At 60.2% G+C, this 26,612-nt stretch carries 31 protein-coding genes, 1 tRNA gene and 3 pseudogenes; 16 read left to right on the top strand and 19 right to left on the bottom strand.

The features are described from left to right. Nucleotides 1-103, top strand: a pseudogene (locus HJB82_RS17380) (IS110 family transposase); the annotation flags it as partial. A gap of 92 nt (nt 104-195) precedes the next feature. Here HJB82_RS17380 and HJB82_RS17375 read toward each other — a convergent pair. The 6 genes from HJB82_RS17375 to HJB82_RS17350 form a co-directional block, all read right to left on the bottom strand. After that, complete coding sequence (locus HJB82_RS17375; RefSeq protein WP_221117788.1) at nt 196-1,077, bottom strand: aldo/keto reductase; 882 nt, start codon at nt 1,075-1,077, stop codon at nt 196-198. A gap of 273 nt (nt 1,078-1,350) precedes the next feature. Further along, entirely contained in the window at nt 1,351-1,986 is a 636-nt protein-coding gene (locus HJB82_RS17370) for a TetR family transcriptional regulator (RefSeq protein ID WP_207582708.1), read from the bottom strand. 19 nt (nt 1,987-2,005) lie between these two features. After that, on the bottom strand, nt 2,006-2,677 hold the full coding sequence (locus tag HJB82_RS17365; RefSeq protein WP_221140765.1) for a class I SAM-dependent methyltransferase: 672 nt from the start codon (nt 2,675-2,677) through the stop codon (nt 2,006-2,008). A 309-nt stretch (nt 2,678-2,986) separates the two neighbouring features. Further along, the gene (locus tag HJB82_RS17360) at nt 2,987-3,286 is read right to left on the bottom strand and encodes a hypothetical protein (RefSeq protein ID WP_221132434.1); all 300 of its coding nucleotides are present in this window, start codon (nt 3,284-3,286) and stop codon (nt 2,987-2,989) included. Between the two features lie 154 nt (nt 3,287-3,440). Continuing rightward, complete coding sequence (locus HJB82_RS17355) at nt 3,441-3,812, bottom strand: cell surface protein (protein ID WP_221117791.1); 372 nt, start codon at nt 3,810-3,812, stop codon at nt 3,441-3,443. A gap of 191 nt (nt 3,813-4,003) precedes the next feature. Beyond that, nucleotides 4,004-4,324 carry a hypothetical protein gene (locus HJB82_RS17350; protein WP_207582704.1) on the bottom strand — a complete coding sequence of 107 codons (321 nt, stop codon included), beginning with the start codon at nt 4,322-4,324 and terminating at the stop codon, nt 4,004-4,006. A gap of 182 nt (nt 4,325-4,506) precedes the next feature. On the opposite strand from HJB82_RS17350, the pseudogene HJB82_RS17345 reads away from it, so the two are divergent. Then, nucleotides 4,507-5,202, top strand: a pseudogene (locus tag HJB82_RS17345) (class I SAM-dependent methyltransferase); the annotation flags it as partial. Between the two features lie 114 nt (nt 5,203-5,316). Here the strand turns inward: HJB82_RS17345 and HJB82_RS17340 are convergent. Continuing rightward, complete coding sequence (locus tag HJB82_RS17340; protein WP_221117792.1) at nt 5,317-5,904, bottom strand: hypothetical protein; 588 nt, start codon at nt 5,902-5,904, stop codon at nt 5,317-5,319. A gap of 259 nt (nt 5,905-6,163) precedes the next feature. Here HJB82_RS17340 and HJB82_RS17335 point away from each other — a divergent pair, with 259 nt between their 5' ends. Continuing rightward, nucleotides 6,164-6,556 (top strand): hypothetical protein, encoded by a 393-nt coding sequence (locus HJB82_RS17335; protein ID WP_246762752.1) that lies wholly within the window; start codon nt 6,164-6,166, stop codon nt 6,554-6,556. Nucleotides 6,557-6,603: 47 nt separating this feature from the next. Then, a pseudogene (locus HJB82_RS17330) lies at nt 6,604-6,891 on the top strand (hypothetical protein); the annotation flags it as partial. Nucleotides 6,892-6,909: 18 nt separating this feature from the next. Here HJB82_RS17330 and HJB82_RS17325 read toward each other — a convergent pair. Further along, a complete protein-coding gene (locus tag HJB82_RS17325; RefSeq protein WP_246762708.1) occupies nt 6,910-7,518 on the bottom strand; it encodes a pyridoxamine 5'-phosphate oxidase family protein in 609 nt (202 codons plus the stop codon). 7 nt (nt 7,519-7,525) lie between these two features. After that, on the bottom strand, nt 7,526-8,230 hold the full coding sequence (locus HJB82_RS17320) for an SDR family oxidoreductase (RefSeq protein ID WP_221140756.1): 705 nt from the start codon (nt 8,228-8,230) through the stop codon (nt 7,526-7,528). Between the two features lie 116 nt (nt 8,231-8,346). On the opposite strand from HJB82_RS17320, the gene HJB82_RS17315 reads away from it, so the two are divergent. Then, complete coding sequence (locus HJB82_RS17315; RefSeq protein WP_207582700.1) at nt 8,347-9,222, top strand: LysR substrate-binding domain-containing protein; 876 nt, start codon at nt 8,347-8,349, stop codon at nt 9,220-9,222. Between the two features lie 27 nt (nt 9,223-9,249). On the opposite strand, the gene HJB82_RS17310 is transcribed toward HJB82_RS17315, so the two are convergent. Together HJB82_RS17310 and HJB82_RS17305 are read right to left on the bottom strand one after the other, a co-directional pair. Beyond that, nucleotides 9,250-9,546, bottom strand: coding sequence for a hypothetical protein (locus tag HJB82_RS17310; protein WP_207582699.1), 297 nt, complete (start codon nt 9,544-9,546; stop codon nt 9,250-9,252). 53 nt (nt 9,547-9,599) lie between these two features. Beyond that, complete coding sequence (locus HJB82_RS17305; protein ID WP_207582698.1) at nt 9,600-9,779, bottom strand: hypothetical protein; 180 nt, start codon at nt 9,777-9,779, stop codon at nt 9,600-9,602. A gap of 214 nt (nt 9,780-9,993) precedes the next feature. On the opposite strand from HJB82_RS17305, the gene HJB82_RS17300 reads away from it, so the two are divergent. From HJB82_RS17300 to HJB82_RS17290, 3 genes are all read left to right on the top strand, one after another. After that, nucleotides 9,994-10,515 carry a hypothetical protein gene (locus HJB82_RS17300; protein WP_221140753.1) on the top strand — a complete coding sequence of 174 codons (522 nt, stop codon included), beginning with the start codon at nt 9,994-9,996 and terminating at the stop codon, nt 10,513-10,515. Nucleotides 10,516-10,666: 151 nt separating this feature from the next. Then, the gene (locus tag HJB82_RS17295) at nt 10,667-10,912 is read left to right on the top strand and encodes a DUF982 domain-containing protein (RefSeq protein WP_207582696.1); all 246 of its coding nucleotides are present in this window, start codon (nt 10,667-10,669) and stop codon (nt 10,910-10,912) included. A 356-nt stretch (nt 10,913-11,268) separates the two neighbouring features. Further along, nucleotides 11,269-11,694, top strand: coding sequence for a hypothetical protein (locus HJB82_RS17290; RefSeq protein WP_207582695.1), 426 nt, complete (start codon nt 11,269-11,271; stop codon nt 11,692-11,694). Between the two features lie 58 nt (nt 11,695-11,752). Here HJB82_RS17290 and HJB82_RS17285 read toward each other — a convergent pair whose 3' ends face one another. The 4 genes from HJB82_RS17285 to HJB82_RS17270 all read right to left on the bottom strand — a co-directional run bounded on the left by HJB82_RS17285 (nt 11,753) and on the right by HJB82_RS17270 (nt 16,451). Further along, nucleotides 11,753-12,409: a DNA methyltransferase gene (locus HJB82_RS17285; RefSeq protein ID WP_207582694.1), complete on the bottom strand. Its 657-nt coding sequence runs from the start codon at nt 12,407-12,409 to the stop codon at nt 11,753-11,755. 155 nt (nt 12,410-12,564) lie between these two features. After that, a tRNA-Arg gene (locus HJB82_RS17280) sits at nt 12,565-12,641 on the bottom strand. 122 nt (nt 12,642-12,763) lie between these two features. After that, nucleotides 12,764-14,296 (bottom strand): HAMP domain-containing sensor histidine kinase, encoded by a 1,533-nt coding sequence (locus HJB82_RS17275; RefSeq protein ID WP_221140751.1) that lies wholly within the window; start codon nt 14,294-14,296, stop codon nt 12,764-12,766. Nucleotides 14,297-14,453: 157 nt separating this feature from the next. Beyond that, entirely contained in the window at nt 14,454-16,451 is a 1,998-nt protein-coding gene (locus tag HJB82_RS17270; RefSeq protein ID WP_221140749.1) for a methyl-accepting chemotaxis protein, read from the bottom strand. Between the two features lie 417 nt (nt 16,452-16,868). Between HJB82_RS17270 and rpmH the strand changes: the two genes are divergently transcribed. The 3 genes from rpmH to yidC are packed head-to-tail and all read left to right on the top strand — an operon-like array spanning nt 16,869 to nt 19,219. Next, nucleotides 16,869-17,003: a 50S ribosomal protein L34 gene (rpmH, locus tag HJB82_RS17265; protein ID WP_207582691.1), complete on the top strand. Its 135-nt coding sequence runs from the start codon at nt 16,869-16,871 to the stop codon at nt 17,001-17,003. 21 nt (nt 17,004-17,024) lie between these two features. Beyond that, a complete protein-coding gene (gene rnpA / locus HJB82_RS17260) occupies nt 17,025-17,426 on the top strand; it encodes a ribonuclease P protein component (protein ID WP_207582690.1) in 402 nt (133 codons plus the stop codon). Then, nucleotides 17,426-19,219 carry a membrane protein insertase YidC gene (yidC, locus tag HJB82_RS17255; protein ID WP_207582689.1) on the top strand — a complete coding sequence of 598 codons (1,794 nt, stop codon included), beginning with the start codon at nt 17,426-17,428 and terminating at the stop codon, nt 19,217-19,219. The genes rnpA and yidC overlap by 1 nt, the downstream gene beginning before the upstream one ends. A gap of 215 nt (nt 19,220-19,434) precedes the next feature. On the opposite strand, the gene HJB82_RS17250 is transcribed toward yidC, so the two are convergent. Continuing rightward, nucleotides 19,435-20,091, bottom strand: coding sequence for an O-methyltransferase (locus tag HJB82_RS17250; RefSeq protein WP_207582688.1), 657 nt, complete (start codon nt 20,089-20,091; stop codon nt 19,435-19,437). Nucleotides 20,092-20,180: 89 nt separating this feature from the next. Here HJB82_RS17250 and HJB82_RS17245 point away from each other — a divergent pair, with 89 nt between their 5' ends. The 4 genes from HJB82_RS17245 (at nt 20,181) to HJB82_RS17230 (ending at nt 23,535) form a co-directional block, all read left to right on the top strand. Then, entirely contained in the window at nt 20,181-20,813 is a 633-nt protein-coding gene (locus tag HJB82_RS17245; protein ID WP_207582687.1) for a TetR family transcriptional regulator, read from the top strand. 118 nt (nt 20,814-20,931) lie between these two features. Further along, a complete protein-coding gene (yihA, locus tag HJB82_RS17240; RefSeq protein WP_207582686.1) occupies nt 20,932-21,585 on the top strand; it encodes a ribosome biogenesis GTP-binding protein YihA/YsxC in 654 nt (217 codons plus the stop codon). 338 nt (nt 21,586-21,923) lie between these two features. Further along, nucleotides 21,924-22,133: a cold-shock protein gene (locus HJB82_RS17235; RefSeq protein ID WP_003588915.1), complete on the top strand. Its 210-nt coding sequence runs from the start codon at nt 21,924-21,926 to the stop codon at nt 22,131-22,133. Between the two features lie 325 nt (nt 22,134-22,458). After that, nucleotides 22,459-23,535, top strand: a complete 1,077-nt coding sequence (locus HJB82_RS17230; protein WP_207582685.1) for a sensor histidine kinase — start codon at nt 22,459-22,461, stop codon at nt 23,533-23,535. An 86-nt stretch (nt 23,536-23,621) separates the two neighbouring features. On the opposite strand, the gene HJB82_RS17225 is transcribed toward HJB82_RS17230, so the two are convergent. The 3 genes from HJB82_RS17225 to HJB82_RS17215 all read right to left on the bottom strand — a co-directional run bounded on the left by HJB82_RS17225 (nt 23,622) and on the right by HJB82_RS17215 (nt 25,573). After that, entirely contained in the window at nt 23,622-24,176 is a 555-nt protein-coding gene (locus HJB82_RS17225; RefSeq protein WP_207582684.1) for a fasciclin domain-containing protein, read from the bottom strand. Between the two features lie 141 nt (nt 24,177-24,317). Then, on the bottom strand, nt 24,318-25,037 hold the full coding sequence (locus tag HJB82_RS17220; RefSeq protein ID WP_221140747.1) for an anti-sigma factor domain-containing protein: 720 nt from the start codon (nt 25,035-25,037) through the stop codon (nt 24,318-24,320). After that, nucleotides 25,034-25,573 (bottom strand): sigma-70 family RNA polymerase sigma factor, encoded by a 540-nt coding sequence (locus HJB82_RS17215; protein ID WP_207584242.1) that lies wholly within the window; start codon nt 25,571-25,573, stop codon nt 25,034-25,036. The genes HJB82_RS17220 and HJB82_RS17215 overlap by 4 nt, the downstream gene beginning before the upstream one ends. Nucleotides 25,574-25,716: 143 nt before the next feature. On the opposite strand from HJB82_RS17215, the gene argB reads away from it, so the two are divergent. Further along, on the top strand, nt 25,717-26,604 hold the full coding sequence (gene argB / locus HJB82_RS17210) for an acetylglutamate kinase (protein ID WP_207582682.1): 888 nt from the start codon (nt 25,717-25,719) through the stop codon (nt 26,602-26,604). Nucleotides 26,605-26,612 lie beyond the last annotated feature (8 nt).

Genomic DNA, 26,612 nt, shown 5'->3' with positions numbered 1-26,612 from the left:
GGCCGGCAAGCCCAAGATCGTCGCAACCGTCGCAACTATGCGCAAGCTGCTCACCATCCTCAATGCCATCATCAGGGACGGACGACCATGGCAAAACGCTTGACAAATAAGACAGTCGCTCTCCCCGTTTTACGGGGAGAGGGTTAGGGTGAGGGGCAGCCTTGGGCACTATCGTCGGGCCACCAGTTTACCCCATCAAGCCGCCTTGAAGACCTTCCGGCCCTCAGCGTCGAGCGCCGAGAATTCCTCCTCCGATAGCGTGATATCGACGGCGGCGACGTTCTCCTCGAGATGCTTGACCTTCGAGGTGCCGGGAATCGGCAGCATTACCGGGCTGCGCTTCAGCACCCAGGCGAGCGCGATCTGGCTCGGCGCGGCATTGTGCTTTTTGGCAATCGTGTCGAGCAGAGAGCCGGGCTTGGCGAGATCACCGGCGGCGAGCGGGTACCAGGGGATGAAGCCGATATTGTGGTTGGCGCAATAATCGAGCACGTCCTCGCTGGTGCGATCGACGAGATTGTAGCGGTTCTGGACGGTCGCCACCTTGAAGTGTTTCGACGCCGCTTCGATGTCGGCGACGGAGACTTCGCTCAGCCCGGCATGGCGGATGAGGCCGGCATCGAGCAGCGATTTGATCGCATCGAACTGTTCCTTGGCCGGCACCTTCGGATCGATGCGGTGAAGCTGCCAGAGATCGATCTGCTCGAGCCCGAGATTGCGCAGGCTCTTATGCGCCTGCTGGATCAGATATTCCGGGCGGCCGACCGGCAGCCAGAGATTGGGGCCGTGGCGGGTCAGGCCGCCCTTGGTGGCGACGACGGACTTGGCGCCATAGGGATGCAGCGCCTCCTTGATCAGCCATTCGGAAATATCGGGACCGTAGGAATCGGCGGTATCGATGAAGTTGACACCGAGTTCGGGCAAGCGCTTCAGCGTGCGGATGGATTCGGCATGATCGGCGGGCTCGCCCCAGATGCCGTCACCGGTAACACGCATGGCGCCGAAACCGAGACGGTTGATCTCGATATCGCCGCCGATCTTGAAGGTGCCTGACTTGGCTGCGTTATGACTGGACATGGTCTTTCCTCTCTTGGTCGATACGTTCGAAGCCGGACGTTCAAAGCCGGTGAAACTGGATCGCCGTTTGCAGGCGCTAAATTCGGTGCGGGAGACTCAAAAAAGCTGTTCGTGGGCGGGAGCATTGCCGCGCGCCCTGACAGGAGATGGGCCGGAGGGTTGCCAGATGCAATGAGCGGGCGCTTGCTGCCGTGATAAAAAAGATGCGCGGCATGCCGTATGCCGGCGGCCATATCGCGGCGCCAGGCAATTTGCCGCCGGCGAAGCCCGCTTTCAAAACCCGTTCTTTGCCTCGTCGCCGAATTCCGCCAGGATCTTCCAGAGTTCGGCGAAGATTTCATGGGCGAAATCGTGCAGCGAGGCGCCAGGCTCGCGTTGCTGCCAGAGTTCGCCACCGACGCGCAGCGCGCCGATGACGACCGCGGCAAGCACGCGCATGCGCGACCGCTCGCCCGGATCGTTTCCCTTGCGCAGAAGCAACGCCTCGGCGAGCTTCTGTTCGAGCCTGGCATATTTCACCTGGTCGCGGGCCTTCAGCGCCGGCGTGCGACGGATGAGTTCACTGAGCGCCAGGCCGCGCTCGTCGACAGAGGCGATGACGGTGGCGGTGATTGCCGCCTCGACCACAGCCACCGAGGGTTCTTCTGCCGGCCTTGCGGCGATCTCGGCCATCAGCCGATCGGCGAAACCATCCTGCCAGGCGAAAACCACCTCTTCCTTGGAGGGGAAATAGTCGAAGAAACTGCGCTTGGAGACATCGGCCGCCTCGGTGATGTCCTCGATGGTCGTGGCCTCGAAGCCGCGCTGGAGAAAGAGGCTCATCGCCGCTTGCTCGATGCGCTCGCGGGTCTGCCGCCGCTTGCGTTGCCGCCTGCCTTCCGTCGCTGCCGTCCGCTTGCTGTCAGCCATTCCTGCCCGGCATCATCGTTCAGCCGCCGGTTTCGTTGGAAAAGGCGACGACATCGTCGAGTTCAGTCTCGCTCTCACGATAGCTGAAGCGCTCGCGCGACAGCTCCAGCGGCTTGCGGCGGGAGATCCGGTAGACGGAGGCCGGCGGCAGGTTGCGCACCGTGCCGCCGATGCGCACCGCCTTCAAGCCGAGACGGTCGAGGATCGGCCGCGGCACCGGGCAGCGCGGGCCATAGGTAAATTGATAGACCGCTCCGCCCGGCCGCATATAGGCAAAAGCGCCGGCCAGGATCGAGGTGATCTTGCGCGGCGACATGGACAGAAGCGGCAGGCCACTGATAACGGCGCCAACCGGTTCGCCTTCGAAAATATCGGCATGGGCGAGATGGGCCGCATCCATTTGCAGCACGCGCGCCGTCGGGAACCGCGCCTGCAGCGAAGTGATGAACTCCGGACCGTATTCTATCAGGGTCAGGTCCGCCTCGCTGACGCCGCGCGCCAGCAGCGCCCGGGTGAAAACGCCGGTGCCGGGGCCGAGCTCGATGATCGGCCCGTCGAGTGCGGCAATTTCACTGGTCATGATCCTGGCAAGCGAATCGCCCGACGGCGCGATGGCTGCGACCCGAAGCGGGTTGCTGATCCATGAGCGGAAAAAATGCAGGAAATCGGAGCATGCAGCCTTTGCGGTCATGATTATCCCACCTGTTTGAAATTCGATTGATTATGAAAAACGACCATCGCGGCGAGCATGGCAATTCCAAGGCAAAGGCATCAATCACCCGCCTGAACAGGCGATCCCAGCGAATTTTCGGTCGGGAGCAGGCGTAATTTTGTATTTATTGCATTTTTGCAGTTAACGCAAGATTTAATAGGGGACCCGAGCAACGACGGGCCGAATCCGGCTGACCGCTATCCTCAATGCAAAAGGCGGCCCAAGGCCGCCTCCAGGCTGGTCAACAAAATCGGCCCACATCGCGTTGGCGAAGGGCCGAGCGCTTCGTCAATAGTTGCAGCCAGAGCTGCTCGTCGGGTTGAAGCCGAGCTTACAATCCATGTTGAGGGGCTTTTTCGGGCTCATCATATAATGTGTCGAGCCCATGCTTTCCGCGCGCTCGCCGATCGAACCGGTCGTGCGCCTGTCATGTTCAACCTTGGTTTCCTGCTGGGCAACCGGACGTCGGGTTGCACCCTGTTCTGTCGCGCTCGACTGGAGGGGAACTGCCGCGGCTGAAAAGGCCGAGAGGCCGAGGATCGCACCGAGGGCAGCGGCCATCAGGCCGGTCTTGAAAGTCGTTGTCATAGTCGTCTCCTTGGGAGGATTCAGCGAATTTACGCCCCGGAGTTAGGAAGGCGATCTGTCACAATCTACGGCGCCAGAGCCGAGGTCACGGATATGTGAGCGGCCCCATGATCGAGAAAAAGGCGGCTCATCGCCGCCTCTTTCATTTGCCGGCTCAATAGCCGTTGTCGCAGGGCATACTGCCGGGACCGATCGATCCTGAGAACGTAGGGTTGCACATTTCCGGGGCTGCAGGTCGGTTCGCCGGCTGGCGGACGATCGAGCCCGTGGTACCGGCCTCTACGCCGAAGGCGGCAAGCGGATACCAGTAGCCGTCGGAATGGCGGCGGGTGCCGGGCCGCTCGCTGCGAGAGCCTTGATAGCCATGCCAGGACCCGGCATCTGGTTTATATTGCACCATTTTTACGGCTTGGACATCGGGCGGCCGAACCGCCTGGACGGGGGCTGCCTGCGCTGGGGCAATCGACGCGAGGGCGAGAAGGGCGCCGAGCGCGACGGTGGAAGGGGCAAGTCTGAGCATCTTCATGATAAACCCTCCTTAGTGGATTTACCTGATGACAATGCCTTGCCCACCCGCGGAGTTCCGGGCTCGCATGCAACTTCCTAAACTCGTGATTGCAGGCGATCCGGCGTGACTGAAACGCCAAAAAACGTGAAAAGTCGCGATCGGCGGAAGGGCTCAAACGGCGCTGGGGCGGAAAGGTGAATTCTCTATTCTCAATTCGCGTATAATGTCCGATAGCCCTGGCCAGAGAGGCAGGCGACATATTGCCGGTGGGCCGCGGCACGGGCAATCGTTTCCGCCTCCAGATCATCGGCTTGGGCATAGCCGGTCAGCTGGGCGCGCAGCTGATATTGTCGCCTCGCCTCGTCATACATGGCGTTGCCATCGGTCATGCAAATGCCGTGCGCAACAGCAGACGGATTGACCGGCACGCCGACCGCCAGGAGGACCGGATCATTGGCATGGTCGATGCAGCCGGCAAGCGCCGTCATCATCCCCAGGGCAGCCAGAGCCCGAAAAATTCCCATCGTCATGCATTCCTCCGGCCGAACCGCCTCTGAGATCATCAGATCTGCGCTTACGTCAGCAAGGTTGCGCGAAACTAGAGCATGTCGGCCAGAAGTGTGCAGCGGCGCAGAAGTTTAAATATTGCTTAAATATTATATTAATGCTTACTTATGGGTGTAGACACTAATCTCTCCGGGGGAGAAAGATTATGGCTTCGCCGTGGGTGAACGACGCGCTGTCGCACGCGCGATCAGCATTTTCCAGCAAGATCAACGCAGATATCCTTGAGGTTGGGGGCGGCTCTCGAACCCATATCCGCTTGGAGGGGGCCCGATATACGGTCCTGGACATCTCGAAGGAGCAGCTCGAGAAGAACCGGGACGCTTCTGAACGGATCCTCGGCGATGCGCAAACCATCGACTACGGAGATCGTCACTTCGACGCCTGTGTCTTCTGGGATGTTCTCGAGCATCTGGAAAGCCCGCGCTCTGCCTTATTGAGAGCCCATGATACCCTGTCTCCCTGTGGTCTGGTGTTCGTGAAAGGTCCGATCCTGAGTTCAGCCAAAGGGATCTTCACCGACCTGACGCCCTGGTGGAGCCACGTCTTGTTCTATCGCTACGTCCTGCGGCAGAAAAACGCCGGCGAGCCCGGCTATGCCCCCTTTCGCGTCGAGCACGCCGCAGAAGCATCGCATTCGGAGATTGCCGGGACACTGAAGGAACTCGGCATGGATATCGTCTTCGTCGGCGAGTATGTGTCGACGCAGGTGCATGCGCTCAAGGACCGGATTCCCCCGCTTTATTGGCTCTACGAAGCCTTCGGCCTGCTGCTTCGCACAGTTTCTGCCGGAAGGATCGGCGGGCGGGAGACGGAGTTTCTGATCGTGGCAAAGTGCCTTCGGGATAACGACGTGCATCAAAACAAAGGCAACTCCCACCAAACTCTATATAGCACTTCGGAATCCCGAAATTGGCTGCGGCATTGAAACCATTCAATGTTTCCTGAGGGTCACAGTTCACGAAGCGCGGCGGATTTCGGGATTCCGAAGCGGCAGTATTTCGGGATCCCGAAGTGGGATTTTTTTCTTCCTGCCGACATGCCCGCGTTTGTCGGCGGCAAGCTTGCGGTCGGTCTCGGACCATTTCCGGCAGTTTTCAGCCGTGCACCGCTTCCACTCATCGGTGGGTGGCGCACCTTCATGGTCGCCGACAAATGTCAGCGTGAACCGGTTGGGATGCGCGACCCCGCTGCCTGCCCGGCCGCGGCGAACTTTGATCAGCCCCTTATATTCCAGCTCATCCAGCGCATCGGCCACATATTCGCCGGTGACGCCGTAGGACACGAATTGGGGATGGGTCACGACAAGCTTGCCGTTTTCCAAGGCGGCGTGCGAGGTGTGCTCGATGACGATGCGGAAGAAGGCTCGGCAGGCATTGGCGCTCAATGTCGTGAAAGCCGGCGATTCCAGCAACTGGATCGTCAGCCAATGCCAGCGAAGGCTGCCGTCATCACACCTGCCGGGCGGAGCGGTATGCTTGCGCACCATCGCCCGCGTCTTTCCGGCGCTGGTTCGGCTCTTGTCGCGCGGGTTGAATTCCACCATCAGCCCCTTGCCCTCATTGCCGGCCTATCCTTTGGCAAGACGTATGTTCTGCGAGGCCGGGAACTCTGTTCATAAAGGGGGCGACGGCCGCGGCTCGTCCAGGCGATCACTTCGCCGATAGGGAAAAATTTGCTCAACATCCGGCATTCCATGGTTGCAATTGCGGGCAACCTAGCGCAAGAACGATCCATGAACTAGGAAAATATTCTTAGCTTTGATCTTATATAACCGAGGTCTTCCTGCTAGAATGTTGACAGTGATGCATCACAGGCGACAGGAGACGAGGCGAATGATCGGCATTTACGGGAAGCGGTTGCTGGCATCGCTTTCGATATTTCTTGTCAGCGCCATCCATGCCTTTCCTTGCGATCAACGCATCGTGCTGTCCAACTGGAAGTCCTGTCAGATCGCTTCATTGAGCGAAGAGGGTGGCGACGCAGATTGGAAGGCCGTGCCTGAATGGACTCGCAGCAAAGCCATAAGCCCGTATTTCTTGAATGATCCGCGTGCACTGGCCAATCACGGGCTTTGTAACGCCAAGTTCCACCGCGTCGTTATCTGCTGGCCGGGATGGGATGAGGGCGACAAGGACAAATGCTCTTATCGCATTTGCGATGGCGCCTCATGGAAAAGAGTACCGGATGGGGGCTGATCTCAGCCGGAAGGCCACCGCCTACCCTTCAATGTCAGAGGCCAGTCAGGGTGAAGAGCGCGGAGCTCGCCCGGTCCCCAGTATCCTACGATCAGGGTCTGAATATCCTGCTCACCCCGGAAAGCGCCGCCAAATTCCGCGATTTCACGCAGGCGGCATTGGGACGGCAAACGCAGTTGCTGATCAATGACAAGATCGTCATGGAACCGTGGATGAGGGAGCCGATCATGGATGGCCGCATTGTGCTGGCGGGAACCGATGGGAAAGATTTAGAGGCGATGGCAGAGCAGTTGAGGATTCCAGGGGCTTCGATTATCGTCCGGTTGCGCCCGTGAGGGCGCCACCGGCGCCTGTCATGGATTGACCCATCGACAGGCCGCAAGAGCGCTCGTCTCGTCATAGGTCAACATCGCCCTTCGATTGTCCTGCTGGCGCAACTGGAACCAGTCCAGCGTCCGGGCGCGAAAGATCAACAGGCCGAAATGCGGCTTTCCCTCCGCCTCATCCGCAAGCTTGGATGGAGCTGCCGCGTCGATGGCGTCAAAGGCACGCTCGTCCCCGGGCGGACCGCCGGCATAGGTCGTCCGCGTCCAGGTGGAGAGCTTGTCCCAGGCTGCTTTGGCCCGGTCGCTGCCGGAGGCGTGCAGTTCGACTATCCCCTGAAGCCGAAACTGCAGCCGCGTCTGCGCGCAGAAGCCGAGGACCGTGGCATGAGGATTTGCCGAAAGCTCCCGCCATTTGGGGCTGCGCGTATCGGTGTGAAATTCCAGAACCCGCAATGATCCGTCGGCGCGCCGCAAGACCACCATGCGCGCCTGTGGCCTCTGCCCCGCATCGACGGAGCAGAGGCTCAAGAACCGGAAACCCGACTGCGGGCTTGCTGCCGCCGTTTCCAGCTCTCGCCAAGCCGAAGCATCTATATCGGCGAGGTTCAGTGGCACGGCTTCATGATCTGTCTGCATGGCCGGCTCAGACGGAACGGGTAATGCCGCCATCGACGCGGATGTTCTGGCCGGTGATGTAGCCGGCGCCCTCAGACAGCAGGAAGGCAACCGTCGCGGCGATTTCCTCGGCCGTGCCATAGCGACCCATCGGCACGCTGTCGCGCCGCTCGTCGGTGGCGGGCAGGCTGTCGATCCAGCCGGGCAGGACATTGTTCATGCGGATGCTCTTCGCCGCATAGGTATCGGCAAAGATTTTGGTGAAGCTCGCCAGCCCAGCCCTGGCGAACGCCGAGGTGGGGAACATCGGCGACGGCTCGAAAGCCCATGCCGTCGAGATGTTGACGATGGCGCCGCCGCCCTGGGCCTCCATGATCGGCGTGACCAGCCGGATCGGCCGCACGGCGCTGAGGAAATAGACCTCCATGCCCTTGTGCCAGTCCTCATCGGTAATTTCGAGGATCGGCGCGCGCGGCCCATGGCCGGCGGAATTGACCAGCGCGTCGATCCGCCCCCATTTCTCCATCGCCAGATCGACGAGCCGCTTGACATCGTCGTTCACCAGGTTCGAGCCGGTGACGCCGACGCCGCCCAATTCCCGGGCAAGCGCTTCGCCCTTGCCCGACGAGGAGAGCACCGCAATGCGATAGCCATCCGCGGCCAGCTTCCTTGCAGCGGCGGCACCCATGCCGGAACCGCCTGCGGTAATGAGAGCGACTTTTTCTTTAGACATCGGAGCCTCCAATCGTTGAATTGCCAAGCAGTATGCCAGAGACAGCGCAGACTTTCGCCTCAGAAAGAAACGTGTCAGACTGTAGAAAATCTACTGGAAAGCCCCCGGAAAAATCAATGATGCAACCCCGCCGCAAGCTGCCGCCGCTGAATGCTCTCCGCGCCTTCGAAGTCTCGGGCCGCAGGTTGAATTTTCGCGCCGCCGCCGAAGAACTGGGAGTGTCGCAGGGTGCGGTCGCGCAGCAGGTGCGCGCGCTGGAAGATCAACTCGGCCTGATGTTGTTTCAGCGCCTGCCGCGCGGCCTGGCTCTGACCCCGCAGGGCGCGGCCTATCTTGCGGATGTGACCCGCGCTTTCGATACGCTCAGTGAGGCGACCGGGCGTCTTCTCGCTCGGCCGGACGCGGTGACGATCAGCGTAACCCCAACTGTCGCCGCCAAGCTGCTGATCCCGCGCCTCGCCGAGTTCAAGGCGGCCCTTCCCGACGTGGAACTGCGAACGGTCGCCACCGAGGCGCTGTCGGATTTCGACCGCGATCAGGTGGACATTGCGGTGCGGCTGACCCGCCCGCCTTTTCCGGCCTCGCTGGAAGCAAGGCCGCTGTTTCGTCAGACCCTCGTCGCCGTCGCCAGCCCCCATCTGGTCAAGGACCTGCCCCTTCCGCTGACGGCCGATGAGCTTCGCAAGCTGCCGCTTCTGCATGACGCAGTCAGTCCCTGGCCGCTCGTCCTGCGATCGCGCGAGAAACTGCCGGGTGCCGTGTTCAACCACACGACGCTGGCGCTCGATGCGGCGCTCGCCGGCCAGGGCGTCGCCTTGGCGTGCCGGGCGTTCGTGGCGGCGGATCTCGAGGCCGGGCGGCTGGTGCAGGTGACGGATGCGACGACGACCATCGAACCCGACTATTTTCTTATCCGCAAACGTTCGTCATCACCGCGAAAGGCGGTCGATGCGGTATGGCATTGGTGCGCGGCGAGGCTGTCGGTCGGTTAAACCGGTAAACCGACGCCAAGTCGGATTTCAATCCTTGGGTTCAGGGATCAGGCGTATCAGCGTTCCGTTACGCGCCGCGCCGCTGGTTGTCGTTGAGATCTGCCGAAGCGGTCCACGAGCGATGAGCATCTCTGGAGCAGGGTGTTTTCCGGGACCCGGATCGGCAAAGGCTGAAAACGCGTGATCCGACTCGAATATGCCCATGGATGATGTCGCGACGATTGCTTCGCCGCAGGCGGCGCATCGAAGAATGTACGAACCGAGGTGCACGATCGATTCTGTTTTGTCCAATCCGCACGATGGGCAGGCCATCATATTGTTCATTGGTTCACTCCAGCCTGAGCTTGCAAGCCTCTCCGATATCCAAAATGGCGAACCTACGAGGCAGCGGCCAGAACGATGGCAATGACGAGCAGCAGGGGACCCATCCACTTGAAGTGACGAACCAGAGGCGGTTTCGCCGAGTAGCCAGGCAACGGCAGATAACCAAGGCCCACGAGGGTCATCCACAGGCCGGCGCAAAACATGATGATTTCATCGATATAGGCTGCGATCATGGCTCTCCTGCCGTCGTAAAGGACTGTAATGCTCTGTCTCGACAGGCGAAGCCGCTCCATCCGAGCCGGACAGCGACCTGCAATTAAACATCTGGTGGCACTTTCGAAAAGGCCGAAAACTAAACTCAAGGTGGCAATACCGTTCCGAATCCCCTAAGCATCTGGAAATTCGCACACGAATGCGACCAGCTGCAGTTACTTTCGGGAATATGACATGCACAACGCCAAATTCATTCACTACGCCGCCTTCTCGTTAGGCGTCGCTATTGCGGCATTTCAAGCCGAAGGCGTCATGGCCGCTCCGGCCAATAACAAGTTCTTTGACGCGGCGCTGTGCAAACCACCCTATTCGATGACATCCACCATGGAGATCTATGACGCCGCGGAAGCTCTGGCCAAGCCAAACACCTCGTCGCTCGGTGCGGCGATCTACAAGATTCCGAACCAGATCGGCCGCGACGGCTTCAAATCGACCGAGGTTTTCTTTTCCAGCAACGCGGTCGGGATTCTGGTCGAGGGAGAACGCGCTGACGATCTGGCCGCAAAATACGGGTTGAAGCCGGAGAGTTCGGACCTGCTCGGAACATCTACCAAGGGCTATTCGCGCGAGCTTCCGGCCGATCAGCAGCCCGAAGCGGGACTTGCCGGGCCTGGAAAGATCTGGATCGTCGCCCGCCAGGGGGAGGCCTTGCCGGGTAAAACATTGCTGGCGTGTGAATTCGCCCAAGAATTTTGAGAAGCGCCACCGAAAGGGCGTCGCGATCTTTCAGACTCGCTGCTTGCGCTTGAAAAAAAAATCATCTCGCTCACACCCTCGCCTCGCCACGCGGGTTAAACCGCCTTATGTGAGGAGGCGGCAGAGAGCACGCAGCGGAGGTCCTGAGACAATGCAAACCATTTGGAAGAAGCCGGTGACACTCGCCCTTGAAGGCCCGGATCAGTGGGTGGTCATCCAGACGACCCAGGCCGCTACATGGGCGCTGGTTGAAGACTGGCCGACCGAGGATGGGCCGGCCCTGGATCGGGCGTGCGCGGTTTGCGCTGATGTCATGTCGGGCAAACGAAACCGGGAAGAGGCGCGGCAGGCCTTTATCGAAGCTGCGATCGAAGCCGGAATCCCCATCAAGGAGTAGGGCCAGGGCATTTGGCCTCTGTTGGGCTTGATGCCTCCACCAAGGGGCACGCGCCGGCGGTTTCCGGCAACTGGTACGGCTCTTGTCCCGCCGGTTGATCAGCCCTCACCTTGGCTGCCAGCACGTCCTTCCGGGAAAGGGCAGAAGAACTGGTTTTTCACGCGTGCGGAGGGAAAAGACCGGCCCAAGCGCCCGCATCGCCAATCGCCACAAGATTCTTCAACATTCCATGGTTGCAACGGCGAGCAATCTAGCGTAAGAACATTTCGTGAACTAGGAAAAAAATCTTAGGGCGGTTTTGAGATTGCCTGATCCCGTCAGATGATGACAGGTAATTGCACGCGGTGGAGGCCAGGATGCGAAAGGTCGGCATAACGGAGAAGGGCGCGATGGTCTATGGCCAGCGGCTGTTGGTATTGGTTTCGATCCTGCTGGGAAGCGCCGTCCAGGCCTTTCCCTGCGATCAGCCGGTCGTGATTTCGAATTGGTCGTTCTGTGCGATCGCCAATGTGAGCGATGAAGGCGGCGCCGCAGATTGGAAAGCCGTTCCTGCATGGACTCACAAGGACGCCATAAGCGCGTATTTCGGAAACGACCCGCGGCTCTTGGCAAACCACGGACTTTGCAACGCCAAATTCCGTCGCGTCGTCCTCTGCCAGCCGGGATGGCAAACGGGCAACCCGGACGAGTGCTCATATCTGGTTTGCAGCGGCTATTACTCATCCTTGTTCGGGAAGAAAGAAAGGGAAGACTATTTGAGAGACCATCCGGACGAGCAATAGTTTTTCGCTTCGCTGCCTTGAGGCACAGACTGGAGCGGCCGTCGCGGCAAACTTGATTTCATCCGCTTGCATTCTTGAACACGAGGCACTGTGTGAACCGGTTGCCGCTTTCCACTGTATCAGACCAATTCACCATAATTTCCCCTTCAAGCGTCATAACCTCCGACAAAGCTCGTCCTAGATCCCAGACAAGGGGGGAGAATTGTTCGTTGGTCAGATTGTCGGCCTGAACGACGAGGTAAGCGTTTGTCTTCATGCGTTTGCAGATCCGGCCGTATATTTCCTGCATTCTTTTCAGATAAACGTCATAGCCATCATAATCCGGATCGCCGTTGTAAAGCGGGTTCCATTTATGCCAATGGGGCATGTATGGCGGCGATGTGATGCAAAAATCCATCTCGGGAAAATCGAAGGCTGCCAGCTCTGCGCTATCACCGCAGAGCAGATGATGCTTTGTCGTGATGCGTTCCTTGACCCATTCACATCTCTGCCGGTCGGCTTCTATCCCATAAGGAATCCTGCCCCTCTCCTCGCAGGCAAAGAAAGTCGTTCCCAGTCCCACAAAAGGATCGAGAACGGCGTCTCCTGGTTTTGTAAACCGATCAAGCAATGCCGACACCAAAGCGCCGGGAAACCTGATTTCATCCCCGTTCTGAAAGTCCGGCAAGGGGAATTGATGTCGATTGGAGACCGTCAATAATTCTGAAATTGCCACGGTAAACTTCCTCCGCAGACAACTGCCATCGGGCCCACGTCCTCCGTTGGGACTATGGGAAAAATGCTGGTCGGTTACGCACAGTATCAGAGGAACACGTCAGATGACGTTACCCTTCCGGAGCCGAGCGGAATTAAAGCTGATAAAAAGGAAAATGGCGCACCCGGAGCGATTCGAACGCCCGACCCCCAGATTCGTAGTCTGGTGCTCTATCCAGCTGAGCTACGGGTGCGTGCAATTGCGGCGGTGCCGCTTGCGTGGGCGATCCTCTAAAGCGTCCTTCGGGACAATGCAAGAGCATTTCGGAAAAAATCGCGCGTTTAACAGTTTGTGGCCACGACTTACGAAATCCGGTCACTTTTCGATGTGCGTCCGGCTGCGGTAATCCTCCAGCGAAACCGGGCGATCGGGGATCTCGATGCGGAACTGGGTACCGACCGTCGGTTTTTCCACAAGCGCGATCGTGCCGCCATGGGCGAGCACCAGCTCGCGGGCGATCGTCAGGCCGAGGCCGGTGCCGCCGGAGCGGGCGGAGCCGCGGAAGGCGGCAAAGAGGTTCTGGCGCGCCTTCAGAGGCATGCCAGGGCCGGTATCGTCAACCGTGATGCTGACGACGCTGCCGACCCGCTGGGCGGCGACGGTGATGCGCCTGACCGCGCCCGGGGCACCCTCGCCCGGTGCGGTCAGCGCCTGCAGCGCGTTGCGGCAGAGATTGTGGATGACGCGGAACAGCTGCTCGCCATCGGCATCGACCTTAAGATCGGCGCCGATCTGCTCGGTGAATTCGATGCCGCTTTGCGGATCGATCGCCAGCATGTCCTTGACGTCCTGGGTCAGTTCCAAAAGCAGGACATGGCGGCGGCGCGGGGCGGATTCGCTCGCCTTGCCGTAAGACAGCACCTCGGTGGTATAGCCGACTGCGCGGGCGATGGTACGCAGCAGCTTCGGGGCGAAGCTCTTGACCATCGGATCATCGACATCGACCAGCCGATCCGACATCAGCTGCGCCGAGGCCAGGATATTGCGCATGTCGTGATTGATCTTGGAGACGGCGAGGCCGAGAGCGGCAAGGTTCTTCTGCTGCTTCAGCGTCTTCTGCAGCTCCATCTGCATCGAGGTGAGGTTGCGGCCGGCGACCGCCAGTTCGTCGCGGCCGCCATCGCCGATATAGATATGGGCGGGGTTCTCGGGATCGGAGGAGAATTGCTGCATGCTGCCGGTCAGCCGGCGGATCGGGCCGATCAGGATGCGGTTGATCGCAAAGAAGATCAGCGTCGCGGTGAACAGCGCGATCAGCACCGACAGCAGGAGAACGTTGCGGGAATAGGCAAACATTGCCGTGCGCAGCTGCCTGTCCTTCATCACCACCTCGACGCCGGTATTGGTGTCGCCGACGGGGCCGTAGACGCGGATCATCCTGCTGCCGCCGAAGATCAAGGTGTCGAGCGCATCGCGGATTGCCGTTGCCGGCGGCACGTCGGTGAGATCATAGGCCTCGTCGACCGAGGTCGGCATGTCGGTCGTCGCCAGCAGCCGCGAGGTGCCATCCTTGCGCAGCACGATCGCCTTGGTGCCGGTCGCCTCCAGCGTCTCCTTCTGCAACGCGCGCGGCAGCTCGACCGGCTGCAGCCCATCGATGACGATGGCGGCGGCAGCGGCCGTGTTCAGCCTGTCCTCCAGCCAGCGGATGCGCATGCTGGCGACCGAGGGGAAGAAGATCAGGATTTCGGCGAGCATGATAAAGAAGACGGTGAGCCAGAGCAGCTTGCCCGACAATCCGCCGAACATGCCGCCGAACATGCCGGCAGACGGGCACGGCGCCCTTGCGGCCTCGCCGGCCGCGGGGATTTCCGCTGAAGGATTGTCGCCCTGATCTTGTACCGGCATTCTGGTCTCGCACGAACGGCGGCACTTCAGCCGCCCTCTCGCTCTATATTAGACCAAACGGCTCCGCTTTCAAATCTTTGCGAACAGCGTCACGTCGTCACAAAGAAACGCCGCCCGGAGGGAGGCGGCGTTTCAAGGTGCTGACGATCGATAAGGATCAGAACTCTTCCCAGCTCTGTTCTGCGGCGGCCGCATTGCCGCCGAAGGCGCGGGCGACCTTGGCGATCGCCCGGCGGGCGGGCGAGGCGACCGGCCTTTGCGGCTCGTTGCGGACAAGCGTCACAGGTGCGGACACATCATCCGACAGCTTGAAGCGGGAAATCAGCCGCACCAGCCCACCGGCTTCGGCCGAAAGCCTGTGGGTTGCGGCGGAGGTCTCTTCGACCATCGCAGCATTCTGCTGGGTGACCTGGTCCATCTGGTTGACGGCGGTATTGACTTCCTTGAGGCCGGTCGACTGTTCGGTCGCAGCCGTGGCGATCGAATGGATATGATCGTTGATGGCGATGACGCGGGTGCCGATTTCGGCCAGCGCCTCGCCGGTCGCCTGGACGAGCTTGACGCCGACCTGCACCTCGTTGCCAGACTTGGTGATCAGCGCCTTGATGTCCTTGGCAGCCTTTGCCGAACGCTGGGCGAGTTCGCGCACTTCCTGTGCCACAACCGCAAAGCCCTTGCCGGCCTCGCCGGCGCGTGCCGCTTCGACGCCGGCATTCAGCGCCAGCAGGTTGGTCTGGAAGGCGATCTCATCGATGACGTTGATGATCTGGCTGATTTCGCGCGATGCCTGCTCGATGCGGCCCATGGCCTCGACGGCATTGCCGACGACGACGCCGGAAGCGCCTGACTTGTCCTTGGCTTCCGACACCATGATGGTGGCTTCATGCGCCCGCTCGGTGGAATTCTGAACGACGGCGGTGATCTGATCGAGTGCCGCCGAGGTCTGTTCGAGGGCGGCGGCCTGCTGCTCGGTGCGCTTCGACAGGTCGTCGCTGGCATTGCGCAGCTCGGCGGTGTTGCCGTTCATCGCTTCCGTCGTCTGGCGCACTTCGCGCATCGTCGCCTGCAGAGTGACGAAGGTGTTGTTGACGTTCTGCTGCAGCTCGGCGAAGGCGCCCTGGAAGTTGCCGTTCATCGTCTGGGTGAGGTCGCCATCGGCAAGGCTTGCGATGACGCGGCGGGTCTCGCCGATGCCGGCATCGACGCTCGACAGCAGCGTGTTGATATTGCCGGCGAAGCGGTTGAGGTTCTCGTCCTCGTAGTCCTTGCTGATGCGGTGGCCGAAGTCGCCGGCCGCAGCCGCAGCCACGACGACGGACATGCTCGACTGCAGGTCGTCGCTCTTGGCGCGCATCGCCGCCTCCTGGGCGTTCAGGCGCTTGATGGCAAGGCCGTTGGCCTTGAACACCGCAACGGCTGCGGCCATCTCGCCGATTTCGTCCTGGCGCCCGGCAAAGGGAACCTCGGCTTCGAAATTGCCGCTGGCGACCTCGTTGATCGCCCGGGTGACGCGCTTGATCGGGCGGCTCAGATGGCTGGTGCCGATATAGAAGCCCATGCCGATGCCGACGGCGATGCCGATGCCGGTGATGCTGAGGACGAGCATCAGCACCCAGGTGCGGAAGCTTTCGATCTCGCTGTTGACGGTTTCGAGCGCTGCCTTGTCGGTGGCGACGACCGCGTCGATTTCGGCCTGGAACGCCTTGCGGTTGGCGCGGTTGGCATCATTGTTGCCCTGGGCGCTGGCCGCCTCGGGGCCGACTTCGGTGCCGAGACGGGCGGTCTCCATGCGGAAGGTGCGGAATTCCGCGGCGCGGGCGACGAGCTTGGCGAAATCATCCTTCTCGGCCACGGGAACGAGCGGCGCCCACCCCGCGATGACCTTATCGATCTCCTTGAGATCGGCCATAATGCCCTTGGCGAAGTTCGGCGTGTCCTTGATCGTCTTGGCTGCATAGATGCCGCGCGCTTCCATGACCACGGCGGTCACGAAACGGTTGAGCCGTTCGCCGGCATAGGCGCGGGCGGCGGCCTCCTCATAAGCGGTCAGGTTGCGATTGTATTCGTGCATGGCCGACAGTGCCGTTGCGCCGATCAAAAGCGCCACCGCGCCCATCACGCACACCAGCAGATTAATTTTGCCGCGGATCTTCATGCACTGTCTCCTAGCTACGCCACTGCCTGGAAAGCAAATTCCAGCCGATGATCCGAATATCGGCGAAAGTTATTAAAGTTAGATTTCCAATGTTTACGATTATGGCGACGGAAAATTATCCATGTTGACCTTGGTTGGGACGCGGAAACCCCTGAGAGCCGGGGCTATGATATCCGGCTGCGGCAAAACCACAACCAGTTGGGGCAGATCGAATTTCTTAACACCAGAGTGCGAAAATACTTGTCAAGCCGGCGGCTCAAAGTGAAATTATAGGGTATAATTGACTTTCATAGGCTTCATCCGTATAAGCCGCCGCACGTCCGGTCACTCAGCCTTTCATGGCTCGCCCGTTCGAAAAACAACGCTCCTTGCACTATGCAAATTCAAGAAGGGCCGCACTCCGCGGTGTTTAAATAAATGAAGCGTACCTACCAACCATCCAAGCTTGTTCGCAAGCGTCGCCACGGCTTCCGTGCGCGCATGTCCACCAAGGGTGGCCGCAAGGTCATCGTTGCCCGCCGCGCGCAGGGCCGCAAGCGTCTTTCGGCTTAAGGCCGGATTGCCCGAGAAAAGATGGCGGGCGAATTGACGACCAAAGAAGAAAAACACGCTGTCGGGCGGCTGAAGAGCCGCCCGCAGTTTCTTGCCGCGCGCGAGGGCGAGAAACGCCGTGGCGGCTTCTTCCTTCTCGAAGTCCTCGACCGGAAGGAACCCGATAGCCAAGCCCGTGTCGGTTTCACAGTCACCAAAAAACATGGCAACGCGGTCGAACGGAACCGTATGCGCCGCCGCCTGAAAGAGGCGGTGCGGCTTCATGCGGGGTTTGCAATGCAGCCCGGACACGACTATGTGGTTGTCGCGCGCAGGGACGTGCTTAAAGCGTCCTTCAAAGAATTGGCCGCGGAACTGAAATTTCGCGTGGAAACCAGGCCGAAACCCCGGCGCTCCGGAGACGGACGCCCCAGGAACGTATGATGGAAAAAAACCGCAATTACTTCATTGCGATCGCTCTCTCGGTGCTGATCGTCCTCGGCTGGCAGTTTCTCTATATGAACCCGCGCATCGAGGCCCAGCGCAAGGCGCAGGAAGCCCAGAAGGCGCAGCAGAAGACCGAACAGGTGCAGCAGCCTGCAGCCGACGGTGCGACGCCGGCCCCGACGAATGGTACAGCGCCTTCCGGTCAGGCCGTCGCCACGGCGACGCTTGAGCAGGCGCTCGCAAAGACCCCGCGCGTTGTCATCGATACTCCTGCGCTTTCCGGCTCGATCAACCTTGCCGGCGCCCGGCTCGACGACCTGAAGCTCAAGGCCTATCACGAGACCGTCGACGACTCGAGCCCGACCATCACCCTGTTCAGCCCGGCCGAAACCAAGGACGGCTACTTCACCGAGCTCGGCTATATCGGCAGCGACGCCACCGGCGACGTTCCCGGTGCCTCGACGCTCTGGACGGCGCCCGAGGGCGCCAAGCTCACCGAGAAGACGCCGGTGACGCTTTCCTATACCAATGACAAGGGCCTGACCTTTACGCGGACGATTTCCGTCGACGAACGCTATATGTTCACCGTCGCCGACAAGATCGCAAATGCCGGCCAGGCGCCCGCCTCGCTCTCCTCCTACGGCCGCGTCACACGTTACAACAAGCCGACGACGCCCTCCGTCTACGTCCTGCATGAAGGCTTCATCGGCGTCATCGGCGAGGACGGCCTCGTTGAAACCAAATATGCCGCCGCCGAGAAGGAAGCTGTCATGCCGGCGAAATCCACCGGCGGTTGGCTTGGCATTACCGACAAATATTGGGCCGCGACGATCATTCCGCCGCAGAGTGCTGCCTATGAAGCGCGCTTCTCGCATTTTACCGATGGCCAGCCACGCTATCAGGCCGACTACAAGGACGATGCCTTCACCGTTGCGCCGGGCCAATCGATCGAGCTCAAGAACCTCGTCTTCGCCGGCGCCAAGGAAGTCCCTGTCATCGACGGCTACGAGGCCAGCTATTCGATCCCGAAGTTCGACCGGCTGATCGACTGGGGCTGGTTTTATTTCATCACCAAGCCGATGTTCAAGCTGATGGACTTCTTCTATCGCTTCTTCGGCAATTTCGGCGTGGCGATCCTGTGCACCACCATCGTCGTCAAGGCGCTGTTCTTCCCGCTCGCCAGCAAGCAATATGCTTCGATGGCGAACATGAAGCGCATGCAACCGAAGATGGAGGAGCTGAAGGCGAAATTCGCCGACGACCGCATGGGGCTGCAGCAGGCGACCATGCAGCTCTACAAGGAAGAGAAGATCAACCCGATCGCCGGCTGCTGGCCGGTGGCGCTGCAGATCCCGATCTTCTTCTCGCTCTACAAGGTGATCTACATCACCATCGAGATGCGGCACGCGCCGTTCTTCGGCTGGATCAAGGACCTTTCGGCCCCCGATCCCACGACGATCGTCAATCTGTTCGGCCTGCTGCCCTTCCAGGCGCCGACCATTCTGCATCTCGGCGTCTGGCCGCTGATCATGGGCGTCACCATGTTCCTGCAGATGCGCATGAACCCGACACCGCCCGATCCGACGCAGGCGATGATCTTCACCTGGATGCCGCTGGTGTTCATGTTCATGCTAGCAAGCTTCCCGGCCGGCCTGGTCATCTACTGGGCCTGGAACAACACGCTCTCGGTCGCCCAGCAGTCGGTGATCATGAAGCGCCACGGCGTCAAGGTCGAACTCTTCGACAATCTGAAGGGTCTGTTCCGACGAAAACCGGCGCCATCGAAATGACGCCGCTGCAGATCGCAGCAGCTCAAAGTGCGATAGACAAGCCCCGCTTCGGCGGGGCTTTTCTTTTCGGATCTGTAAAAATGATCCTATGCCGACATTGGCTTCAGAGCATGATGCCGAAAAGTGTGTGCGGTTTTCGGACGGCATCATGCTCTACTATTTAATTTAGAACAGGATTCAGATTTTAGGCTGAGCCGGCCTAAAATCATCCTGTTCTAGGCGGCACGCAGGGAAAGTTCGACGTCTTCGGAAAACGGTGTGGACATGTAACCGCTGCCAAGTGCGCGCACGTGACCGAGGTATTCCGGGCAGGCGTCCGCATCGTCGGCGATAATGATTGCGCCCTGGCGAAGGCGGCCTTCCAGGATCTGCAAAATCTCCAGATACAGCGACTTTGCGCCGTCCATCAGGACCAGATCGATGCTGCCCGGAAGATCGTCGCCGAGGGTTTCAAGCGCATCGCCTTGGCGAAACTCGACAAGATCGGCGAGCCCTGCGGCTTGGAGGTGCTGCCGTGCTTTGGCGACCTTTTCAGGTTCGAACTCGGTGGTAATCAGCCGGCCGCCACCGTTATCGCGCAGTGCGGCGGCGAGATAGAGCGTCGAAATGCCGAACGACGTGCCGAACTCCACGATCACGCGTGCTCCACTGCTGCGTGTCAGCATGTAGAGCAACTCTCCGGTCTGGCGTGACACCGGAAGCCAGAGATCCTTTACCAGGCCATAGAAATTGCGGTATTCCGCCTTGCTGTGGAAGAGGCGATCTCGCTCCGCCTCTGACAGTGCCGCCAGGCCGGGGCTGGTCGCCTTGTCGGCTTCATCGAAAAGCTGGTCGAGCAGCGGTGCAAGCGGAGCGGTCGTTAAAGTGGTCATATCAAATCCTTCATCGAGAGCGTTGTTGTGCCGATCGGGAAAATACGATTAATTCGTCACATTCGCTAATCGCATCCGGAAGCCTAGAGATGACCGACCGCCCAAGCTCCAGACTTTCCTCACGAAAACAGCCTAAACAGACGCGCTCGAACGAGCTCGTTTCGGCAATTCTGCAGGCCGCTGTTCAGGTTTTGGCGCGGCAAGGCGCGCACCGCTTCACCACTGCACGCGTGGCGCAAAAAGCCGGCGTCAGCGTTGGATCGCTTTACCAATATTTTCCGAACAAGGCCGCGATCCTGTTCCGGCTGCAGAGCGACGAGTGGCGAGAAACCACCGATCTGCTGAATGAGATCCTGAAGGACCGATCGGAGCCGCCGCTTCGGCGGGTGCGTAGATTGGTTCGGGCCTTCATTCGGTCGGAGTGCGAAGAAGCCGCGGTGCGGGTGGCGCTCGGCGACGCTGCCCCGCTTTACAGGGATGCGCCGGAGGCCCAGGAGGCACGACAGGCGGGCGACCCGGTGATCGAGGACTTCCTGAAGGAGATGCTTCCCGCCCTCCCCGAGGCTGCCCGCGTGCTGGCCGGCGACTTGATCATGACGACCCTGACGACCGTCGGAAAGGAATTTTCTGAAAGACCGCGGAAGACCGAAGAGGTCGACGCCTATTCGGATGCGATGGCCGATATGCTTTGCGCCTATCTTCTGAGCCTGAGTACGCGGTGACCCGCAAGGCCGTGCGTGGGAAGGAAGCAATGGTCTGCAAACCGCCTCGAAGCTTGACATCTTCCTTCAAAACCACGAAGCCCGGTAAGAGACAGAAGCCGGAGATTGCAGAGCCCGCATGCCCGAAAACGAAAAGCCGCTCTTCGGCCACCCATGGATCTTCATCCGCGGCGTGCCGTCGCTCAACTTCCTGCCGCCGGAAGGGCCGCTGGAAGTGGCCTTTGCCGGCCGTTCCAATGTCGGCAAGTCGTCGCTGATCAATGCGCTGGTCGGCCAGAAAGGTCTGGCGCGCACGTCGAACACGCCGGGGCGCACGCAGGAGCTCAATTATTTCGTTCCGGACGGCTTTTCCGGCGAAGGTGGCGACCTGCCGCCAATGGCGATCGTCGATATGCCGGGCTATGGGTATGCGCAGGCACCGAAGGAGATGGTCGACAAGTGGACCAAGCTGGTTTTCGACTATCTGCGCGGCCGCGCGACGCTGAAGCGCGTCTATGTGCTGATCGACAGCCGCCACGGCATCAAGAAGAACGACGATGACGTGCTTGATCTGCTCGACAAGGCGGCCGTCTCCTATCAGATCGTGCTGACCAAGACCGACAAGATCAAGGCGCCCGCTGTGCCGAAGCTGCTTGCCGAGACCGCGGAAAAGATCCGCAAGCGCCCGGCCGCCTATCCCGGCGTGCTGTCCACCTCATCGGAAAAGGGCGACGGCCTGGACGATCTGCGCCAGGCGATCGGCGATACCGTCGGCATCGCCCGCTGGAAATAGAACGGCGCCCGGCTGCGGTATTTGGGGCGACGCGTGAGTCTGGCTCGTTCCAAAGCTCGCTTCCGGCATATCCGGATTCTCGGCTTTTCACGCGGCCGAGTCCTATTTGGTGCAAAGGCCGAAGGAGCATCTACAGGTTGACTTGTTCATCGATGAAAAACTAACGGTTGACGATACGGGTTGGTTGCGGTAGATGGCGGCTATCGAATTTTGCTTGCTGGCTTGGTTATCGCGCGATTAGCACCGCGGCCTGAACGAACTTCCTTTCAAAAATCGCTATCATCATCCGCATCGCCCTGGCGCTGCGGTTCTTCAATATTGCTATGAAAGGGTTCATCATGACCACTGGCACCGTTAAATGGTTCAACTCCACCAAGGGCTTCGGCTTCATTCAGCCTGACAATGGCGGCGCTGACGCCTTCGTTCACATCTCCGCCGTCGAACGTGCCGGAATGCGCGAACTCGTCGAAGGCCAGAAGATCGGCTTCGATCTCGAGCGTGACAACAAGTCGGGCAAGATGTCCGCTTGCAATCTCCAGAACGCTTAAATCGATATCTGCTTTCCTTTGACCACGGATGTACTGGCACTGCCGGAAGCACGTTATCCATTCAAGGCCAGGCGATTTGCCTGGCCTTTTTGTTTTCGCTCGTGCATCGAGCCCCTGAAATGACCGAGCGTAAATTATGCTTGGTGGCTGCTGGCGCAATTTCCGGGTTTGGCCTGAATCAAGGGTCGGATCACGTCAATCATCCTCGCAGTATGAAACTGCTTGCATAGGCTGACCGGCAGTGTTTGCACTTGCGTCCGCGAAGTTTTTAAAGCAACCCTCCATCCCATGCTGTGCAAGAGCAGCCGCGTGCGCGAGTAGTTAGATGACTGATAGCAAAGACCAGCCGCTTTCGCCGGAAGGCGTCGGCAACCTGCCCCATCTGGCCGAAGCCCTTGATGACGATCGGTTTCGACACTTTCTCGATCACGTCCCCTTTGCTGTGGCCGTCTCCGAACTCGATAACTGTGAGGCGCTGATTTACGTCAATCTCGAGTTCGAACGGCTGACGGCGCTCAGCGCAACGCAGGTCCAGGGAAAAGCCTGGACCGAGATCGAATTGGATTCCACCGCCATATCGGGAGGAGCGACGCTGACAGCCGCCGTGACTTCTGCGGAAGAGTATATTGGCGCGTTCTCCCTGGTGGCCGAACCTGACAGCACGACCATTATCGATGTCTGGTCGAATACCATCGTCGACGATGACGACACCCCGCTGTTCCGATTGGTAGCCTTTGCGGCGCGCAATGAGGCGGCGGCGGATCAGAGCTTCGGCGAGCTGCTGACCGAGAAGGATGTGCTTCTGCGCGAACTTCAGCATCGCGTGAAGAACAATCTTCAGATGATCACGGCGCTGATCCGGATGGAGGCGCGCAATGCACAACAGAGCGAGGAAAGCGAGAGATTTGCACGGCTTGCCGGGCGGATCGAAGCCTTGGCGCTGTTGTACCGCTCGCTGTCGGACGAAGAGAAAGGCGCCACAGTCGATCTTGGCACCTATGTGAGCCAGATTGCCGCCTCGGTGATGGCTGCCCACGCCGTGGAAGGCATACGGCTGGACATGAAGGTCGATACCTGGCCGGTTTCGGTCGATGTGGCCATGCCCGCCGGGCTGGTGATCAACGAACTCCTCACCAATGCGCTGAAACATGCCTTTGTGGGGCGTGACGGCGGAGAGATCACGCTCCGCTGTGTCGTCAGCGATACCGGCTGCAGGATCACCGTTGCCGATAATGGGGTCGGTCTTCCTCAAGATGTGAATTGGCCGCACCCGGGAAAGCTGAGCGCGATGATCGTGCAGTCCCTGAAACAGAACGCCCGCGCTAACGTCGAAGTAACCTCGTCCCCCGGCACCGGCATGAGTGTCACACTCGTTTTCCGGAGAGCCGAAGCGGCCCGATAGCCACCTCATCAGTGACGCTGGCGCCTCTCTCATTGTGTTTGGGGCGCCCCGGAGAGCGCCCCACGCCTCTGCCGACATACGCAGACTTACATCTTCGGCAGCAGCACCTTGTCGACGACGTGGATGACGCCGTTCGACTGTTTGACATCGGCGATCGTCACATGCGAGACGCCGCCGTTTTCGTCGGTCAGCGTGATCTTGCCCATGCTTTCCTTGGCTTTCAGCACGCAGCCGCCGACGGTCTTGATGTCGTGCTCGCCGCCGTCATCCTTGATCATCTTGGCAACGGTCTTGGCCATCGCATCGGCGGCAACGACATGGCAGGTCAGAACCTTGGTGAGCGTCGCCTTGTTTTCCGGCTTCAGCAGCGTCTCGACCGTGCCTTTCGGCAGGGCGGCGAAAGCTTCGTTGGTCGGCGCAAAGACGGTGAAGGGGCCTTTGCCCTCGAGCGTGCTGACCAGGCCCGCCGCCTTGACGGCTGCGACCAGCGTCGTGTGATCCTTCGAATTGACAGCGTTTTCGATGATGTTCTTGGTGGCGAACATCGCCGCACCGCCGACTTCCGGGTTCTTGGCGGCGGCAAAGGCGACAGCGGATAGGGCGGTCGCGAGTGCAAAACCGCGCAATACGGACTTGATCATGATTTTCTCCTCACCGGACACCATCCGCGGGCTTTATGCCTGAGCGTCGTCCGGACATTTCGAACTACGGAGGCTTGCGCCAAAGAGTTTCAGTTGGGAGAAAATGATTTTATGGGCGCGCGATTTACGACCGGCGCCCAATCATGGCCGGCGCAAGGCGCCGCTTGCGATCACCGGACCGGTCGCCTGGCCGGTCGGCGAGCCGCCGAAGGGTTCGAGGCTGACGGCAAGCGTTGCACCATCGGCGAGATGGCTGCGCAGATCGGCGGGAATGACGAGTTCGCCGCTCTCGCCCGGCTGGAAGACGCCGAGCGATTTCGGCAGGCCGCTGCCCAGCACCAGCCAGAGTTCCAGTGACTTCTCCTCCGGCTTGCCGGCGGCCACCGGCACGATCTTCAGCCGGCCGCTCTGCAGCTCGTAGGAGGCGAGAAGATTGATGGCGCTGTTCTGGCCGGAAAGCGAGGCCACCAGCGGTGTCGGCCCCTGCGGCTGCGGCACCACGTCGGAGGCGAAGATAACGGCGCTGACGGCGACGACGACACAGGCAAAGCTCAGCGAGCGCCAGAAAACCGCCGAATTCCAGATTCCTTGCGAAAAGGATGCGGGTTTTGCAGCATCGCCGAAAAGCCGCGCCTCGATCTGCTTGAAGGTTTCCCGGTTTGGCGAGGCGGTTTCATACTCGTCATTGAAGGCGGAAAGGTTGGTTTCCCAGCGGCTGACGATCGCGGCAAAGGGCCGATCGTGGCGAATGCGCTCTTCCACCACCCGTCGGTCCTGCAGCGAGAGGACGCCAAGCACATATTCGCCGGCGAGAACCTCGTCGCGGGAGCGGTCTCCCTTGCTTTTGTCGGGGGATGTCATCGTTCCATGCACTCTCTCAGTTTCAACAGGCTGCGCCTGAGCCAGGTCCGCATCGTGTTCAGCGGGACACCAAACTGATCAGCCAGTTCCTGATAGCTCAGCCCTTCGACATAAGCCCGTTTCACCGCGACCGCACGATCAGCTTCCAACTCTTCCATGCAGGTGTCAATCCGCCTTCCTTCATCCTTCGTCACCGTCTGCATTTCCGGGTCGGGTGCGGCATCGGCAAGATCGTAGGCACTGTCGATTTCGTCGGCGATAGGCTTGCGCGACCGCAACGTATCGATCGACCGATTGCGGGCAATCGCCGAAAGCCACGCCGAGGACGAACCTGTGGCTGCCTGGAAACTTCCGGCCCTTTGCCAGATGCTGATATAGACTTCCTGCAGGGCTTCTTCGGCTTCCGTGCGATCCTTCAAGATACGCAGGCAGATGGCAAAAAGTTTCGGCCCGGTCTGATTGTAAAGGGCAATAAAAGCCCTGCGGTCGCTGAGCGCGACGCGGCCGATCAGGTCTGCAATCTCATCGCCTTGCATGCCGTTCCTCATATCATACTTGCGTGCGCCGGACGGTAAAGACCACCGGCTCCGCGCCAGATACGAAAAACTATTGCCCTCTGGATTATTCCCTCTGTCAGAAACTTGCGATAAAAGGCCGCGAACAATTCTGCGGGGTCCCCATGAACGAGTCCGAAAGCGAACTGCAGGCACGGCTTCTGGCCAAGGCGCTGCCCTTCATGCAGCGTTACGAGAACAAGACGATTGTCGTCAAATATGGCGGCCACGCCATGGGCAATCCCGAGCTCGGCAAGGCCTTTGCCAGCGACATCGCGCTGTTGAAGCAATCGGGCGTCAACCCGATCGTCGTTCACGGCGGCGGCCCGCAGATCGGCGCCATGCTGAGCAAGATGGGCATCGAATCGAAATTCGAGGGCGGGCTTCGCGTCACCGACCAGAAGACGGTCGAGATCGTCGAGATGGTGCTCGCCGGCTCGATCAACAAGGAAATTGTCGCGCTCATCAACCAGACCGGCGAATGGGCGATCGGCCTTTGCGGCAAGGACGGCAACATGGTCTTCGCCGAAAAGGCGCGCAAGACCGTGAAGGATCCGGATTCCAACATCGAGCGCGTGCTCGATCTCGGCTTCGTCGGCGAGGTGGTCGAGGTCGACCGCACGCTGCTCGATCTGCTCGCCCGCTCCGAGATGATCCCGGTGATCGCCCCGGTCGCACCCGGCCGCGACGGCGCCACCTACAACATCAATGCCGATACTTTCGCCGGCGCCATTGCCGGCGCGCTGAACGCCACCCGCCTGCTCTTCCTGACCGATGTGCCCGGCGTGCTCGACAAGAACGGCCAGCTGATCAAGGAGCTTTCCGTCGCCGAAGCGCATGCGCTGATCGCCGACGGCACGATCTCGGGCGGCATGATCCCGAAGGTCGAGACCTGCATCGATGCGATCAAGGCCGGCGTCCAGGGCGTCGTCATCCTGAACGGCAAGACAGCCCATTCCGTCCTGCTCGAGATCTTCACCGAGCACGGCGTCGGAACGCTGATCGTCCCCTGATCGAGGTT

Origin of the sequence: Rhizobium sp. NZLR10, from assembly GCF_019685125.1 — a bacterium.
GTDB lineage: Bacteria > Pseudomonadota > Alphaproteobacteria > Rhizobiales > Rhizobiaceae > Rhizobium.
Note: the sequence above shows the minus strand (reverse complement) of the source record. Positions and strands in the feature narration are given on the sequence as shown.